Genomic DNA, 17,211 nt, shown 5'->3' on the forward strand with positions numbered 1-17,211 from the left:
TCAATTCAAACCCCATTTATTTAAACCCGCATGAAGCGAAGTTCAAAACATAATTGCTGTATTAGCTTTCCATAATGTTCATGTATTTTATACATGATACAGTGAAAACATCAGTTCACCGTCGGCTTTCCTGTAGCGCGCATTTCATTAATACTCTTCATAATAAGTGCTGTAGCTTTATCAAGGGTCTCAGGCGACTTATCCTCTTTGAAAGGCGACATATCAACGGGAGCTCCATATATGATCTTCGTCTTTCGGAATAACTTGTAATCACCGACGATGGCTGCCGGTATAACAACAGCATCACTTCGAAGCGCAAAGCTTGCTGCCCCCCGCTTCGCAGCATCTGAATGTGAATTACGTGTTCCTTCCGGGAAAATTCCCATCACTTCACCTTGACGTAAAATTTTCAATGATGTCTTAATTGAATCCTTGCTGACGCCACCGCGCTTAACAGGAAATGCACCAAGCTGACGAATCAGCCAGCCGAATACCGGAATTTTGAACAGTTCTGCTTTGGCCATGAACTTGACCTGACGCTTCACATGGATCCCTACGGATATAGGGTCCCTTAAACTGATGTGATTGGCGCAGATCAGTACTCCGCCTTCCGAAGGAATGTTATGTACGCCAACGGACTCAAACCTATAGAGCACAGCGAACAATGCGCGAACCACTGCTCTGCAGAACACATAGATCATGTTTTATTTCTCCCCATCCATTTGAGATATACAGTAAGAAAATATCGTATCCACAACCTCATGAATTGTCATTTGTGTCGTATCCAGCACAATCGCATCATCAGCGCAGCGCAGCGGTGACACCTCGCGTTCTTGATCCAGACGGTCGCGAGCTGCAATATCCAATTCAAGCTGTTCCAGAGACACTCCTTCTGCGTCACCCATTTCTTTGAATCGGCGGAGAGCACGTTCCTTGACACTAGCCGTCATGAAAATTTTGACCTCAGCATCCGGCAAAACAGTTGTTCCGATGTCACGTCCATCCATTACGACACCTTTACGTAATGCCATCTGTCTCTGCAAATCAACCAGCTGAGTACGAAGACCTTCGATCTGAGCATAACGGGAAACAGCTGAGCTGACTTGATGAGAACGAATATAAGGTGTAACATCCTTCCCGTTTAACAGAACAAGCTGTCCGTTTTCATACGGTTTTAATTCAATCACCATATTTTGTGCTGTTTGAAGCACTTTTTCGTGATTTTCTGAAGAAATTCCTTCATTTAGCATAAACAAGGTCACTGCCCGGTACATGGCTCCTGTATCAACATAGATGTACTGGAGCTTGTTCGCCACCATACGGGCAACCGTGCTTTTGCCCGCCCCTGCAGGTCCATCGATGGCAATATTTATTCTGTCGTTCTTACCTGTCCCCTTCATAACCAACGGGGCATTCCTCCTCAAACATAAGCCTCAAGAAAAAAGCAGGCATTGCCTGCGACGTGAAAATTATACCACACTAGCTAGAGTGTTGCAAAAGCTCAGGCTCTTTTCTCCCCATCCAATCCTTTACATTTCGCATATTAACGGGTACCCCCTCCATACGATAAACAGGCGATAAGTAAGGTCTGACCCATTCAATATGTATTAGAATCTGAATGACAACAAGACTGATTACGAGCCAAGGAAGAGTCTTCAGCAGACAGCTGAATAGGTAATCAGAACATTTCATGCCTTCGAATATGCCCCCTTTTCCTTTTTCAGGTTAGGATGGCACGACACGAGTAAAAATATTCTACCGGTTCTTAAAATCAAATTGTCTTTCAAAGCAGTAACGGATCAGCTTTTGACGCTCTATGTCTGCAATGCTAGTAAATTTAAGCATCGTCAGTATGCGTCCGTTTAGAAGCTTCTTGATCCTTACAACCTCAGCTTCAAAAGGCACGTGCTCAACCATACCGTTCTTGTAAGGAATAAGCAGCCAGCAGGATAATATATCCTCCTCGTTAACGGTTTGGTCCGGCGCGGAATAAAAGGATACTCCCCCGCCCCCAACATCCTCTGTTTTGGATAAAAATTTACTGCCATCCTTGTGACTCATTGCAATCTCAAGTTCGGCCTGCACCCTGAGGAAACTGCGTCTCTGGATCTTTGTGATTTCTTCCGCTTCCGGTTTTCTGATTCTTACCTGCCGTATTACATCATCATGAAACCCAAGGACATGTGTATTAAAATAGTTCTTAATGCCGCCTTCGGAGAGAAAGTATATCGAAAGCTCGTCCCCTAGGTATAATTTTTTCAGACGGCCCGTCCCTTCCTGAATCGGTACCTCCATAAAAATTGAGTCTTCTGTAATTTCAGAAATCCTCGATTTGTAAACAAGTTTCGCTTCTTTCTCATCACCCGTATCCACCTGGATGAACAAAACCTCATTCACTTTAAGATACAAACCGTTCACCTTCTACTTATTGGATAATTAACATAAAAACATTATAACACGCACCCTTTTCAATGAAGGTATAAAATTATAAACATAACGAAACGAAAGAACGAGCCTCCTTATGGAGACCCGTTCTTTTTTATCAGCAAATATTAGCTTATGTCAGCCTCAGCATCCCGAATGATCTCAACGGTCTCCTCAAGCCCCGTATCTGCGTTGATATAAATACGATACTGAGCACCATTGATTCTGCCGCCAATCTCATAACAGAGCGTATCCTCAGCCCGATCATTCTTAATCAATGCCTTACGGCTGTATACCTCTTTGAAATCGGTATTTAATGTTTTTCTTGCTTCAGCAAGACTTAGTTTAGCTTTAGGTATTTCCCGGTTATCTTTATGCTCATAGATAAAATCGCTGGCCTGAAACCCAACAACATTACCATTATCCAATGCAGATCTTACTGTCATTTTCTCCGGATAAATGAGAACTCCGTCCTGTTCTTTGACAAAAGTAAAGTTCACCAGATTATCGTATTGATCTGCATTAACAGCCTTCATATTCCGATAGCCTTTTTTCGACAGGAATTCCTCTGCTCTGTTCATGGCTTCTGAAACCTTTACTTTAGCCGGGCCTACCTGGCGGTCATCGGTGTAAGAAATAAGCAGTCCGCCTTTACGCGTAAAGTCCATACTTAGCGGGCTTCCTTGCGGTGGCTGTACCCTGGCGGTATAGGACTCCCAGTCGGTTCCTTTACCGTTCTCGATTACCTGACAATTCGCATTTTCACCAGCATCAGCAAACTTAAGCGCCTTGCGAACAATATCCTTCTCCGTCACAGGAAGACCAGACAGCATTTTCACGGAACGTTTTTCATACATGCTGCTTACCGAAGGACCCCAATCGAGTTCAGGGTACATTTCTACTTTTTTATTCACCGAACTAAACCCGTCAACAATTGCATTGTTGCTCGCTTGTTCATTATTTCTGGCCATCGCTGCATCTACATCAACCCAGCTCAGATTCTGTGAAATAACGGTATTACGAAGTTTTTCCATATCCTTTGAAATTTCACCGGAGTTTGCGTACAGCGACTTCAATGTCTGAATTTCTTTGTCGGAAAGCGGCTCTTTCGTCATGTCACGGACACCTGCTTTGTAAGAAAAGTTGGCAATCCGTGACAGAAACTCCTCCGTTTTGCTGAAAGGAAGCATAGCAAGCGGCAATTGGTTAAGCTCGGTCTGAGCTTCGCTGGTAAGTCTCCAGACGTTCATCAACCCTTTACGCTGCATCCCCTGTGATGCGGAGTTAACCGCAAGGGTATTACCAAGCTCACCGTGAATCCGATCGATATGATAGGACAGATCGTGAAACGCACGCTGATATTGGTTCTCTGCTCTTATCTGCATACTGTTCCGATCTGCCTTAAGCTGATTTCCCCACATAAGCGAACCAATTAGCATTATGGTCACCACGGGAAACAATACGGCACTAATTCGTTTATACATATGGTTAAAGACTCCTTTCTTCTATTCACTGCCGTTAGTTTGACTAGAAGAATGAAGTATTATGCATTGTGAATAAAACATTACTTACCCGGCTGTATTTACATGTCCTCCTCAATTTCAAAGGAGCTCTGATTATCACAGAGGCATCGTTTAAACCCTGTCTCAATCCGTCCATGTTCTTTTTTTCCTCGCAAGATGTATCTTTCCCCGCATTCTTTACAACGTATCTTCACTTTAACTCGCAAAAAAAAGACACCTCCATCGTTTTTTCCTGACTCACAGCCAGGGTTCAATACGATGAAGTGTGCCCTTATTGATGAGGTTTTAAAACCTCTTCTTCCCTCTTTAGCAAACGAAAGGGAGATCGGTTATTTGCCCGCGAAATCTTTCCCATTCCTCCGTACCACAGCAGGACCATTAACGGAATAATAAACCATAACCAGGAATGAGTTACCGTGTTAAGGATCAAATCGTACAGTCCGTGCCACATCCAAGGAAGCAGTAAGGAAAGCAGGAGGGCGGTTCGTTTAGACCTTTCACCTGAAAATTTCGCGTGTCCAAAATAATATCCCATAATGATGCCGAACATGGCGTGTCCTGATACCGGGAGCAGAGCCCGAATCAGCATCGGACCAAAAGCGGCGTGACTATACCATGCGTAAAAGATGTTTTCAACCGTTGCGAAACCCAGAGAAATCGCCGTGGCATACAATATGCCATCATAAGGCTCATCAAATTCCGTATGGTTAAAAATTAGATGGTATAGCACAAACCATTTTAACAATTCTTCAACGCCTGCGGAAATAATCAATGATTCGACTACCGGGTTGTCCCCGAGCCATAATATCATACCCCGCTGCACAATCATAACTGGAATGACAATCAGGAATCCTAGCAAGAATACCTTTACAACTATATGAAGCGGTTCCTGATCATATCTGTCCTTCAGATAAAAATAGGTGAGTAATGCGAGACCCGGCGCCAAAGCAGACGCTATGATTGAAAACACAAGCACCGAAATCCCCCTCTATTAGTTGCAGCATGTCTTTTACTGTTCTCACTTGACCGCACTGAATTATTTGCTGCGTTCAAAGTGGAAGCATATATTTCCTACCGCTTGCTCCGGCATTATTTTCTTCCCATATTCCTCAAGAATAGCCTCTGTTACTGTAGATGAATTACCAAACTCAGCAAGAAGAGCAGTGACTGCTGCCTGTTTATCACTATTCAACTGCTCCGGATTCATCCATAAAAACCATTTATCCAAATAGTGATAGAGCGTACCTGCCCCGTCGACTAAATCGTTCAACATATGGGCGGCTTCAATAAGCACTTCAAAATCGTTAAATGCATACACAATGCTGCCGCTTTGTTCTAAAGTTACTTCCATTTCATAAATCTCATCCGGAATTTCATCCTCGGATAAGCCTCCGAAATGGTGATCAAACTTTCCTCTCGTCACATATACCACCATACCTTGGGCGGACAGAGTGAACACTTCAACCGCTAGTGGCCCTGTAGCATCAAAGCCGAGTTCACTATAAGCCTGATCCATCATTTCGATAAACAGGTCATAAACCTTTGGGGCTTCCTGCCACAATTCCTCTTCCTGTATCCCACGCTCACTCAGATCGTCAAACGTGAGGAAAATCCGTATCTTATCTTGACTCAAACGTTCTATTTTCATGACAGGATCCTCCTCTGAAAAACAAAAATTTATAACAAAATATGATTCTTTGATAATGAGGTGCTAAAAATGGTTTTATATATTGATTTTATCATTTAATACCCACAAATGCACGTAAATATGTAACCAGATAAAAAAAGAATCATTCTTAGGGAATAAAGATTCCCATGGAATGATTCGAATACGTTCTGGATGTTTACAAACCCGGTATGACTGTATTGGTTTCTTTAAGAATTTGTTCGACTTCGTGCTTGACATCAGGATTGCTCTGGATAAATTCTTTAACCAGCTTCAGGTTGGCAGCCTTCGAATCAGACGATGCCTGTCCCCCGTGTTGATTGCTCTTGGAATGACTGGAAGATTCTGAACTGCTTGAACTGGGACGCACGCTTTCTTGGCGTCTGCTGCCTTGATTTGAACTGCTGGAATTGCCTGTATAGTCTTTCATCATATTTTTTGCTGTATTCGCCAATTGACTAATGTCCGTCCCTTTTACTATGGAAGAGAATGACATATTGCCTTTGCCGGAGAACATACGATACACAGCAATTCCCATTAAGGCACCGAATAAAAATGTCGAAGATCTCACAAATATTACCTCCTTCAATGATAAACTCATAAGTAGTGTTCTCTTGCTCTGGAAATCCATGCAGTATAAATACAGGAAAGCGAGATGGAAATGATGGTTATAAGAACATCCGCGCTGTTTCTGGCGGCCAGTTTAGTACTCAGCGCCTGCGGGCAAGCCGAAAAAAACAGCCCGGCCCCTTCAGGAGCAGAATCAGAAAATAATACAGCACCCAATGAGACAAACCAAGCTCCTTCTTCTGACAAAGAAAATAAGGATTCTTCGGATGCCTTGGACCCCTCGGATACTTCGAATAAAACTTCAACAGAACCGGAGCGATCTGAGGATACCGGGAAAGAAAAAGACAACTCTGATAACACCCAAGCAGAAGAGACACCTGCAGCCCCTCAGTACTACATGAATAAGGTATACAATATTGTTCCGAATGATGAAGCAGCGGAGAAAAAAATCGTGTTGTTAACTTTTGATGATGGTCCTAAGGATGAAAAAATGATCAATGGCCTTATAGATACACTGGACAAACATAAGGCTAAAGCGATATTTTTCGTCAATGGGTACCGGGTAAAGCAGAATCCCGAGCTTTTAAAATTAATACACGAGCGGGGTCAAATTATTGGAAATCACAGCTGGGATCATATCGATTTGAAAAAGGAAAGCAAAGCAACAGCGAAGAAACAGATTGAGGATGTTCAAAAAATAGTGATGGATACCATCGGTGAGAAGCCTAAATTTTTCAGGCCTCCTTTTGGCTCAGGTGGAGATTATGTCAAGCAAGTCGTAAGCGAAAATAACATGCTGTTCATGACATGGTCCAACGGTTCCCTGGATTGGGAAAGCCAAAGCAGGAACAATCCGGAGGCCGTTATTAACAATGTGATGGAGCAGCTTCATCCCGGAAGCAATATCCTTATGCATGAGCTTCCTTGGACTGTTGAGGCACTGGATACACTTCTAACTAAGCTGGAGAAGAAAGGGTACAGCTTCGTTGATCCTCAAAATATTGAACTGAAAACAAAATAAATGATTAGAGACGTCTACATAAACTCTCTGCCATTACAAAAAGCCTTGACTCCTCCCCCTAAACGGGTTAAGAAGTCAAGGCTTTTTAATCAATGTAATCAAGTGTATTTCAGATGGACTCCGAAATCGAAGCGGGATATGCGATGTACCAAACCCCCGGCTAATCAGCATTCGGACTGCTTTTTTCGCTTTATGACCAAGATGATACCAACCAGCATTATACTTTTTATAAAATCCTTCAAGGCGCGCCGCCCCAAGAAAAGGCAGTACAATCTGTCCACCGTGTGTGTGGCCAGCTAAGATCAGATTTGCAGAAATGCTTCGTCTATCCTTAATCCATATCGGATCGTGAACCAGAACAATGTGGTATTGACCTTTGTGGGCATTCCCTAGAAAAGAACTGTACGGATCATTACGGGAAACTGGCTGCATAATACCGCTTAAGGCGATGGAGTCTCCATTCTTGTTAAGCATAACCGTATCATCTTTAAGCAAGAGCAGCCCGGGCTCTTCAAACAAAGTCTCAAGCTTGCCGCTTCCTGCCTTCAAATCATGATTGCCAAGAACGGCATAGACTGGTGCTATTTTTCGCAATATCTCTAAGTTAGCGCCCACACGCTCCCACGGAACCCCTTTTTCTGTTATATCACCGCCCAGCATGATGCAATCTGGCTGAAGGTTCAGCGACAGAATCTTTCGTTCGGAAAGCTTGCGGCGGTGTATATCTGTGATGAACAAAATCTTATAAAGATGAAATGCATCTGGGATGTCTTGGGTCTCAATGACCTCATTTCTAACCCGGTAACCAAATGCTTCGATCTTCATCCATATTGCCGCACTCAATGCAATAACACCTGCCGCTAAACTAACCTCTACAATCAAAACATTTCCTCCAAAGGCGGTGCACCGATCAATCCCCAGTAGACCAGACCGGCCATCAACAGGATAAAAATTACAATAAGAGAATTGACAAACCATTTACTCATTCTTACCCGTGATGACGGATAAGTGCTTGTTCTGGTTGGTGTTACAGATTCTTCATCAAGCTCGAATTTATCATAACTATGGTCTTCACGTCTTGACCTGCGCAGTTCTTCAACTTCGTGTGTTCGATTTACAGCTGAAACGTCGTAATCCTGCTGCGCTCTTTCATGAACAACTTGGTCTTCCTTTATTGATTTTGAACGAAAAGCTGATTCTTCTGATGCAGCCTTATTATCTTTTTTCCGGCCTTTATGTCGGCGCTGATGTCGATCCATTCTGCTAAGCTCGTTCATTATCTTCCTTCCTCCGAAAACGAATCATCATTCCTGATATCATATCAATGACAAAATGACAAATTATCGGTGCCCAAAGTGTTCCTGACTCTATATAAATATACCCAAGACCATAACTGCTCAAAAACACCCAGCCAGTCGGAATCCAGTGCCTTAAATAACGTACATGGATAACAGCAAACAGAATACTGGTCCAGTAAGGGCCAAAAGCATATTGAATGGCTCCGCGAAATAGAAGCTCCTCACATACCGCTACTATAAATGCGATAACAATAATATGCCAGACCGGTCTTTTACTAAACAGCATTTCGTTGATACCGCCATCATCCATCGCGCTCTCCGGTACAATTCGGGAAATGATAAAATCGATGACCAGCATTGTAATGGCAAGACCTAATCCCCATAGGATAAATTGTTTATCGGTTGGTACAGCAAGCAGTCTAAAAGGGTTCCGCTGCTGAAACATGATCCAGATCAGGCCTATAATCAGTGTTAGGCCTTGTGTTAGATACAAATTAATCAACAGCAGCCGATCATTTAGCTGATTCGGCTCAATCTTTTTGATTTTAATTTTGAATTTTTTCATGTTAGCCTGCCTGTCTTTATAATGATCTAATTAATAGATTATAAATAAAATAAATAGAATGTTATCCATAAATCCTGAGCAATAAAAATAAGTCGGCATATGCATCATAGCAAATAAAACGCCCGTATTACAAGGCTTAAGGCAACCAGATAGCCAGAACATCGCGTTTTATACTTGCCTAATTACCTATTGACATGATTACAAAAGCCATGATACATTATGAAAAAATTAATCGACCAAAACCGATGATGGAAAAAAGAAGCTTTAAACGTCTACAGAGAGCCGATGGTAGGTGCAAATCGGCGGCGCAAAGTGTTCTTGAGCGATCCTGAGATATTCCGCTGAATACAGTAGGCGTAATCGGATGATATCCGTTACCAATCATGGCCACGAATGGCCGTTTGAGGCTGCCTTAAGGCAGTGAATAAGGGTGGTACCACGAATAAATCTCGTCCCTTACTACGGAAGTAGTATGCGGATCGAGGTTTTTTTTATATGATTTTCCCTTTTTCACATTACCGCGTCGCTTGAATCCAGGTATAACGGAATGCGCTATATGCAGTCCTTATTCTATATTTATGCAGCACATTATACTTAGAGAAGGTATTAAGGAGGCAGAGAAACCATGTATAAAATTTTGGTGTCGGATCCGATTAGTGACCTGGGTATCCAGCAGCTAATGGATGCTCAAGACGTAGAGGTAGAGAAAAAGACGGGCCTTTCAGAAGACGAACTGGTTGCTATTATCGGTGAGTACGATGGTCTTCTGGTAAGAAGCCAGACTCGTGTAACCGAAAAAATCATGAATGCCGGTGTGAATCTAAAAGTAGTTGGCCGTGCTGGCGTCGGTGTGGATAACATCGATCTGGAAGCAGCAACCAAACGCGGTATTGTGGTAATCAACGCACCGGACGGTAATACTATCACTACGGCTGAACACACATTCGCCATGATGATCGCACTTGCTCGTCATATTCCCCAAGCCTATGCGAAGACCATATCAGGCACATGGGATCGTAAATCCTTCCTTGGCGTTGAATTGCGCAACAAAACCCTTGGTGTTATGGGAATGGGTCGTATCGGCAGCGAAGTTGCAAAACGTGCAAAGGCTTTCGGTATGAACATCCTCGCTTTCGACCCGTTCCTTACCGAGGAACGCGCTGAAAAGCTGGAAGTGAAATTAGCTTCCGTAGATACCATCATTCGGAATGCAGATTTCATAACTGTACACACACCGCTTACACCAGAAACTCGTCATATGATTGCAAAACCGCAATTTGAAGTGATGAAGCCTGGGATGCGGATTGTGAACTGTGCTCGAGGCGGAATCATTGATGAACTGGCACTCGTAGAAGCCCTTGATGAAGGTATCGTAGCTGGAGCAGCATTTGACGTATTTGAGCATGAGCCACCTCAGGCAGACCATCCTTTTCTAACACACCCTAAAGTCATAGTCACCCCTCACTTGGGTGCCTCCACCGTGGAAGCCCAGGAGAATGTAGCAATCGATGTTTCGGAGCAGGTGCTTCACATCCTGCGGGATGAGCCATTTAAAAATGCGGTCAACTTCCCTCTCATTGCCGCAAATGTGATGAGCAAGCTTCAGCCATACTTTCATCTCGGTGAAAAATTGGGCAGTGCGGTTGCACAAATTACAGCTCACGCGGTGAGCGAGATCCATGTTGACTATGCAGGTGAGCTTGCTGAGGTAGATACACAGGCATTGACCCGTTATATTGTTAAAGGTGTACTTGAACGCCATCTAGGAAACGATGTAAACATCGTTAATGCAATGCATCTTGCAAAAAGCCGCGACCTCCATGTTATCGTTTCTCAAACACCAAAAACCAAGGGCTTCACCAATTTGGTGACTGTTACCTTGAAATCACAAAACGGAAGCGAGCGTCTGATTGCCGGCACATTGCTCCATGGCTATGGAGAACGGATTGTACGTCTGGATAAATTCCCGGTTGATATCGCACCTGAGGGATACCAAATTCTCATATCCCACAATGATATTCCAGGTATAATCGGACGAGTGGGAACTCTCCTTGGTGAGAATAATGTCAATATTGCCTCGATGCAGGTTGGCCGTAAAGTAATCGGCGGAGAAGCTATCATGTTCCTTACAGTCGATAAGGATGTCCCTAAAGAAGTGCTTGTTAAATTGACAGGACTTGCCGATCTTAATTCAGCTCAGGAAATCGTACTTAATTAATTCCATGTTCCACGTAGAACAAGATTAAAGTTTATCATTCAACAAAAAACACCTTCAAAATAAGAAGGTGTTTTTTGTTTTTTGTAATTATTTGATGTAATAGTTCCTATTCTGCAGGTATGTAGAAGGTGAATTCCGTGCCTTCTCCCACTACACTGGTAGCACTAATCGTTCCTTTATGCGTTTCTACAATATTTTTCACAATGGCAAGACCAATTCCCGTTCCCACGGACTCCCCTCGAACACGGGCCTTGTCTGCTTTGTAAAACCGGTCAAACACAAAAGGGAGATCTTCTGAAGGAATGCCCGCTCCCTGGTCTGAAATCACGATTTTGACGGCAGCGCCCGTCTGGTTCTGAACACGGTCAGCAGTTATTTCAATGACCTTTCCAGAAGGAGTATGCCTGAAAGCATTATCCAATAAATTGGTCATTACTTGCTCCAGTTTATCTTCATCTGCAAACTCGAGCATTAAGTTGCCGTTTAATTTGCTCAATCGCAGGTCGATGTCCCGTTCTTTGGCCCTAACCGCGAATTTGCGGTACACACGCTCGCACAGCTCTCCTGCGTCCACTTTACGGCCTACTAATTCCGAGTGTCCCGCTTCCATTCTTGTTAAATCCAGAAGGTCTTTAACTAGTCTCCCCATTCGAAGTGATTCTTCATGGATAACCCGAATGAGTTCCTCCCTCTCTTCAGGAGTTTCAGCCATTCCATCAAGCAGCGCCTCACTGTAACCCTGCATCATGGATAGCGGCGTTCTTATTTCATGAGATACATTAGCGATAAAATCAGTACGACTCTTCTCAAGCTTCACCTGCTCTGTTATATTACGCAGAACAACAACCGCTCCTCGAATAACCTCATCCGAATACAGCGGAGCCATATGTGCCTCCCAGACCCCTTGTTTAACATGCAGATCGGTACTTTGGTCTTTGCCCTCATGCATCGTTTTATAGAACAAGGCGCTTAAAGGCTCGGGTATGACATCGGCATCCCAACCGCCGCCCTTTAATTCATCATCCCAGTGCAGACCCTGCCAATTCTTCATGACTTCCTGACCCGGAGGATTTGCCAAAATCACATTGCCATTGTTATCGAAAGTTATAACAGCATCGCTCATACTTCGCAAAACACTAGCCAAATGTTCTTTCTCATGGTTCAGACTGCGAATCGTTGTCTCCAGTTCAGCCGCCATATGGTTGAAAGTATTCGCCAGTTCTCCGATTTCATCACTCGTAACGAGATCCAGACGAGTTCCGTATTTTCCTTTACGAATTGCATTAGCTGCTTGGATCAATTTCTGCATTGGCTGAGTAATCTTTGTTAGGAGAAACAAACCAAAGAAAGTCGTCATCGAGAATCCGATAATCGACACATAGGTAAACAAACGTTTAATAGCTCCAGAATTCGTAAATACGGTATCTATATAAGGAAGCAGGAATAGACCGAGTATAAGCAAAACACATGCTACGAGGCAGGTAATTGTGATCCATAGCTTGCCGACGAGCGTTCTCATGAAGTTCACTTACTTCGGAACCTCCAGTTTGTAGCCTACTCCCCATACGGTTGTAATCATAGCCGCTGCTTCTCCCGATACCTTGTTCAGTTTCTCGCGCAGTCTTTTTACATGAGTGTCAACAGTCCGAAGATCTCCGAAAAATTCATAATTCCAAACATCCTTCAACAGCTCTTCTCTTGAGAACACCTTGTCCGGTGAAGATGCCAGATAATGCAATAATTCATATTCTTTAGGCGTTAAGCTAATTTCATGTCCGCCTGCGGTTACACGGTGAGCATCATGCTCAATAACCAAATGCGGAAAAACAATACTGTTGCTTGGTGTTGTTTCTTTGGAAAGATAAGCGGTTGCAGATGAACGGCGTAAGATAGCCTTAACTCTGTATATTACTTCACGAGGGCTAAAGGGTTTAACAACATAATCATCTGCCCCTACCTCAAAGCCTTGAACACGATTGATTTCCTCACCTTTCGCTGTAAGCATAAGGATCGGTGTGGATTTCACCTGGCGCAGACGTGAGCATACCTCTACTCCATCAATTCCAGGCAGCATTAAATCTAAGAGCACGAGCCCATAATCTTCATTCGTCGCCTTCTTTAGAGCTGTCTCTCCATCCTCGGCTTCATCGATTTCATATCCTTCTTTCTCAAGATACATTTTAAGCAAACGCCTAATGCGTTCTTCATCGTCTACTACGAGGATACGATTTCCAAGCTCTGTCATCGGTAACATCTCCTTCATTATCATAGAGGAAAATCAGAATGGTCCTCATCGACTTTAACCGAGGACCTTCTGATTAATTCTAATAGATTACACACTTTTATAACATTATCATATTATTCAGTTCCAGCATAGGAATGGAGCCCTGCAATAATTAAATTTACACCGACGAGTGTAAACATCACGACGATAAAGCCAATAACAGTAAGCCAGGATGATTTCTTTCCCTGCCAACCTTTGGATAACCGCAGGTGTAAATATACACTATAAAACAGCCAGGTAATAAGAGCCCATACTTCTTTCGGGTCCCAGCCCCAGAAACGTCCCCAAGCGATTTGTGCCCAAATCATAGCGAATATTAATCCACCCAGTGTAAATACAGGGAAGCCAATCGCAATCGCCCGGTAACTGATTTCATCCAAATCATCCGGATCAAGCTTATTCAATGCTGGCTGAATAACCTTAGCCAGTGGTCTGCGTAATATCAGTCGAATAATTCCATAAATGATCAAGCCGCTAAGAATCGACCAAATAACTGTATTCAATTTACGACCTGCATTTGCGCCATGCATCCATGAAGGTGCATTAAAGAGTGGAGATTTCATTCCCAGGAAAGACTGCATCTCGTTAACTTCACTATTATAAGGAGCTACAATAGGAGGCATATCATATTCCACTTTAACTATTTTACTAATTTCTGTTTTAGGGTCAACATTTGTCTGATTAAATTCTGCATGATAACCCGCTGCACGGAAGCTGTAGACAGAAACGATAAATCCGATTAGCACGACAATAGCAAACATGCAAAGCTCCAACCACCGCTGTTCCCGGCGAGCGGACTTGTCTTTATTATTGAAATTAACCGTCCGCAGCAAATGCATCAAACCAGCAATAAAGCCTACTGCAAAAAATGCATCACCCAGGGCCGCTAACGTGACATGAATGCCGAGCCAGTATGATTTCAAGGAAGGAATCAACGGCTGAACTTCCTGTGGGAACACTGCAGCATAAGCCATAATAATGATTGCAAGCGGCAGTGCAAATAGTCCAAGCATCGATTTTTTATAAAGAATAAACAAGACCAGAAATGCAATCATAATAGCCATTGATAAGAACGTCATAAATTCATACATGTTGCTGACAGGCACATGTCCTGATCCTGCCCAACGTGTAAAGAAGTAAATCAGATGACAGAGAAGACCGATGGTAGACGTGATAAAGGCAATTTTACCCCATTTAGCAACATGAACCTCCGGATCTGTCTTTCTGAAGCGTTTGCCTAAAATCGCTACTCCGTAAAAACTAAATGACAAACAATACAGCAAAAATGCCACTATAAATACATCACTACTAAAATCCACTAATGTCATAGCTTGCTCCCCCTATTATTCTCCAATGACTTCTCTTCCACTTCGATATTCATTTGCTTGAATACAGCCGATATTTCCCTTCGCAATCCAAACCAGTTCTTGTTCGTATGCGCTCCCAAAGTCAGCATTCCATCATCAATTCTAAGCCATATACGGCGGTGCTGGAAATAGAAGCCCATAATCAGGCCAAGCATGGCTATTGCTGCTCCAATCCATATAAAAGGCATAACTTTATCGACGCGTACATTCAAATAAGTGGTGGATTTCGATAAGTCGACATCCTCCATGCTCATTACATCCAAGTTGAGGGGAATACTTCCTCCGGCAAGCTGGGCATTAAGTGCATCCTGCTGAAATCGTTCCTTGTCAATTTGTTTCGGAAAGTAGAAATATTGCACGCCATCTTCCGGCAGATCAGGTCCATAAATCTGGAATAAATAGGCCGGTGCATTTTGATTCGATGACATATTCGCAGGTTTCCCCTGATCGTTTAGACCAAAGTCCGAAAATTTCTCTTTCAGCTTGAGGGTATAGGCTCCAACCTTGTATTCGCGTTCCGGATCCCTAATGTTCAATGTAAACTTTCCATATTCTTCACCCGTCTGGGCATTTACCAATACTGGTGAAACCGAACGCAAGACAGGATTCAGATCATAGTCGAACTGATAGGCCATGAGTCCTTTATAATTCATAGGATCATTCACTTGGATATTATGACGATCCACTTCAATCAGTTTCGGCTCTTTCGTCAGATCATCACAATCGGATTCACATCTGTAAAGAATCGCCTTTGTTTCGAACTTCTTAGGCAGAACCTTGCCCTTGCCTTTAAATTCATTAGGCATGTCGTCCTCTGTATAAAACTCTACCGAAAAACCGTCATTCTCCAGGTAATAGCTTGTGTCCGGAATTTTTTTGGCTTCCCCTTCAGGGAATCCGATATGTACATCCATATGCATTCCCGGCAAGCCTCTGGCAAGCACGGCCAGCAGGAAAACAATGAGGCCAATATGAAGTACATAAGGCCCCCAGCGGCTGAAGCGCTGCTTCTCTGCGAGCAAAGTGCCTCCATCCGTTCGAACACGGTAGCCTTTTTTACGAATAATAGGCTTGACCTTCTCTACCCATTCCGTTCCGTCCCCGTTAATCGAAGTCTGGTAAGTTACCTTTTGGCGGGTAAGAAAGGATATATGCTTCGGGATACGCTGCCTGCTAAGAGCTTTGTACAATGGCAGAACCCTGTCAAGACTGCATATTACAAGCGAAGCTCCAATCATAACCAATAAAAGCACAAACCACCAGGAGGTATATGTATGAGAAAGACCGAGCAAATAATAAATGTGACCCAACTGCCCATATTCTTCCTTGTAGTAAACAGACGGATCAATGTTTAGGAATGTGCTTTCCTGAGGATAAATGGTCCCGAGCATGGAGCCAACCAACGTGAAAACAATCAAATAAATGGCGACTTTAACCGAGGAAAAAAAGTTCCAGATACGATCAATGACACCCGGATTGGATTTCTGCGAACGGCGGGCTACTCCATCATAGCGCATTTCAAGGATAGGCTGAGATTCCGCCTCTTCCGTCAACGGTTTTCCGCATGCCTCGCATAACTCGGTGCCAACCGGATTTTGGTGGCCGCATTCGCATTTCGTGTTTGTTATTAAAGAATGTTTCTCCTGACTCATTGTTCATTCACCAACTGTTCGATTTGTTTGTCCAAAGTGCTTAAGTCTAGTTCCCCTATCTTTATGTGAACGATTTCGCCTTTAGACGACACAAAATAGGTTGCCGGCATGGGGCCAACCTTGTAATCTCCTACCGTATCGCGATCAGGGTCCATCAGTATGGGGAATTTCACACCGGTTTTTGCAACAAAATTTTCAACCGTCATTTTGTCTTCCCCGGCATTTATGCCTATTACTTCGACTCCCTTGCTCACCCATTTATCTCTCTGGGCTTGCAGTGCAGGCATTTCTCTCACGCATGGAGGACAGTAAGTTCCCCAGAAGTTAATGACCTTGGCTTTGCCGTCATATTCCTTCATGGTATGCACCTTACCGTCCAATCCAAGCAACTGAAAGTCAGGAGCTTTATCTCCTTCTCTAGGAATGCTGTCTTTCCCAGTAACTACGGTAGCCACAGCATAAGCACCCAATAGAACAATAATCAACAGGATGATGATTTGAACCGTTTTCCTTGATTTGACCATAAACAAAGCAGCACCCTTCCTATGACATTCATCATAACATTCGCAGCATGTGTGAACATCCTATGAACATTATAACGAAGTTTGTCATAAACGCCGCAA

17 protein-coding genes and 1 other annotated feature are annotated in these 17,211 nt (G+C 43.4%); of the genes, 2 read left to right on the forward strand and 15 right to left on the reverse strand.

Annotated features, from left to right (window positions below):
* Positions 1-110 precede the first annotated feature (110 nt).
* The 7 genes from BN1234_RS13250 to BN1234_RS13285 form a co-directional block, all read right to left on the reverse strand.
* The gene (locus tag BN1234_RS13250) at positions 111-701 is read right to left on the reverse strand and encodes a lysophospholipid acyltransferase family protein (protein WP_054957142.1); all 591 of its coding nucleotides are present in this window, start codon (positions 699-701) and stop codon (positions 111-113) included.
* A gap of 3 nt (positions 702-704) precedes the next feature.
* Positions 705-1,400, reverse strand: coding sequence for a (d)CMP kinase (cmk, locus tag BN1234_RS13255; protein WP_170308043.1), 696 nt, complete (start codon positions 1,398-1,400; stop codon positions 705-707).
* A gap of 355 nt (positions 1,401-1,755) precedes the next feature.
* Positions 1,756-2,409 carry a flagellar brake protein gene (locus BN1234_RS13265; protein WP_170308040.1) on the reverse strand — a complete coding sequence of 218 codons (654 nt, stop codon included), beginning with the start codon at positions 2,407-2,409 and terminating at the stop codon, positions 1,756-1,758.
* 143 nt (positions 2,410-2,552) lie between these two features.
* Positions 2,553-3,908: a germination protein YpeB gene (gene ypeB / locus BN1234_RS13270; RefSeq protein WP_054957146.1), complete on the reverse strand. Its 1,356-nt coding sequence runs from the start codon at positions 3,906-3,908 to the stop codon at positions 2,553-2,555.
* Between the two features lie 310 nt (positions 3,909-4,218).
* Entirely contained in the window at positions 4,219-4,923 is a 705-nt protein-coding gene (gene prsW / locus BN1234_RS13275) for a glutamic-type intramembrane protease PrsW (protein WP_054957147.1), read from the reverse strand.
* 60 nt (positions 4,924-4,983) lie between these two features.
* On the reverse strand, positions 4,984-5,595 hold the full coding sequence (locus BN1234_RS13280) for a genetic competence negative regulator (RefSeq protein ID WP_054957148.1): 612 nt from the start codon (positions 5,593-5,595) through the stop codon (positions 4,984-4,986).
* Positions 5,596-5,791: 196 nt separating this feature from the next.
* A complete protein-coding gene (locus BN1234_RS13285; protein ID WP_054957149.1) occupies positions 5,792-6,184 on the reverse strand; it encodes a hypothetical protein in 393 nt (130 codons plus the stop codon).
* A gap of 93 nt (positions 6,185-6,277) precedes the next feature.
* Here BN1234_RS13285 and BN1234_RS13290 point away from each other — a divergent pair, with 93 nt between their 5' ends.
* Positions 6,278-7,204: a polysaccharide deacetylase family protein gene (locus BN1234_RS13290; RefSeq protein ID WP_054957211.1), complete on the forward strand. Its 927-nt coding sequence runs from the start codon at positions 6,278-6,280 to the stop codon at positions 7,202-7,204.
* Between the two features lie 75 nt (positions 7,205-7,279).
* Here BN1234_RS13290 and BN1234_RS13295 read toward each other — a convergent pair whose 3' ends face one another.
* From BN1234_RS13295 to BN1234_RS13305, 3 genes are read right to left on the reverse strand one after another with little or no spacing between them, the layout of a single operon-like run.
* Positions 7,280-8,086: a metallophosphoesterase gene (locus BN1234_RS13295; protein ID WP_245640170.1), complete on the reverse strand. Its 807-nt coding sequence runs from the start codon at positions 8,084-8,086 to the stop codon at positions 7,280-7,282.
* The gene (locus BN1234_RS13300; RefSeq protein ID WP_054957150.1) at positions 8,083-8,481 is read right to left on the reverse strand and encodes a hypothetical protein; all 399 of its coding nucleotides are present in this window, start codon (positions 8,479-8,481) and stop codon (positions 8,083-8,085) included. Before BN1234_RS13300 ends, BN1234_RS13295 begins: the two co-directional genes overlap by 4 nt.
* Positions 8,468-9,067: a CPBP family intramembrane glutamic endopeptidase gene (locus BN1234_RS13305; RefSeq protein WP_054957151.1), complete on the reverse strand. Its 600-nt coding sequence runs from the start codon at positions 9,065-9,067 to the stop codon at positions 8,468-8,470. Before BN1234_RS13305 ends, BN1234_RS13300 begins: the two co-directional genes overlap by 14 nt.
* A 236-nt stretch (positions 9,068-9,303) precedes the next feature.
* Positions 9,304-9,527 (forward strand) — a binding site (T-box leader).
* Positions 9,528-9,692: 165 nt separating this feature from the next.
* Between BN1234_RS13305 and serA the strand changes: the two genes are divergently transcribed.
* Positions 9,693-11,285: a phosphoglycerate dehydrogenase gene (serA, locus tag BN1234_RS13310; RefSeq protein WP_054957152.1), complete on the forward strand. Its 1,593-nt coding sequence runs from the start codon at positions 9,693-9,695 to the stop codon at positions 11,283-11,285.
* 106 nt (positions 11,286-11,391) lie between these two features.
* Here the strand turns inward: serA and BN1234_RS13315 are convergent, their stop codons facing one another.
* The 5 genes from BN1234_RS13315 to BN1234_RS13335 form a co-directional block, all read right to left on the reverse strand.
* Complete coding sequence (locus BN1234_RS13315; protein ID WP_054957153.1) at positions 11,392-12,813, reverse strand: ATP-binding protein; 1,422 nt, start codon at positions 12,811-12,813, stop codon at positions 11,392-11,394.
* Positions 12,814-13,530 (reverse strand): response regulator transcription factor, encoded by a 717-nt coding sequence (locus BN1234_RS13320; RefSeq protein ID WP_054957154.1) that lies wholly within the window; start codon positions 13,528-13,530, stop codon positions 12,814-12,816.
* Positions 13,531-13,643: 113 nt separating this feature from the next.
* Positions 13,644-14,897: a c-type cytochrome biogenesis protein CcsB gene (ccsB, locus tag BN1234_RS13325; protein ID WP_054957155.1), complete on the reverse strand. Its 1,254-nt coding sequence runs from the start codon at positions 14,895-14,897 to the stop codon at positions 13,644-13,646.
* Positions 14,894-16,588 carry a cytochrome c biogenesis protein ResB gene (locus BN1234_RS13330; protein ID WP_054957156.1) on the reverse strand — a complete coding sequence of 565 codons (1,695 nt, stop codon included), beginning with the start codon at positions 16,586-16,588 and terminating at the stop codon, positions 14,894-14,896. The genes ccsB and BN1234_RS13330 overlap by 4 nt, the downstream gene beginning before the upstream one ends.
* Positions 16,585-17,112: a redoxin domain-containing protein gene (locus tag BN1234_RS13335; RefSeq protein ID WP_054957213.1), complete on the reverse strand. Its 528-nt coding sequence runs from the start codon at positions 17,110-17,112 to the stop codon at positions 16,585-16,587. Before BN1234_RS13335 ends, BN1234_RS13330 begins: the two co-directional genes overlap by 4 nt.
* Positions 17,113-17,211 lie beyond the last annotated feature (99 nt).

Source organism: Paenibacillus dakarensis, from assembly GCF_001373415.1.
GTDB classification, from domain to species: Bacteria; Bacillota; Bacilli; order Paenibacillales; family Paenibacillaceae; genus Paenibacillus_AQ; species Paenibacillus_AQ dakarensis.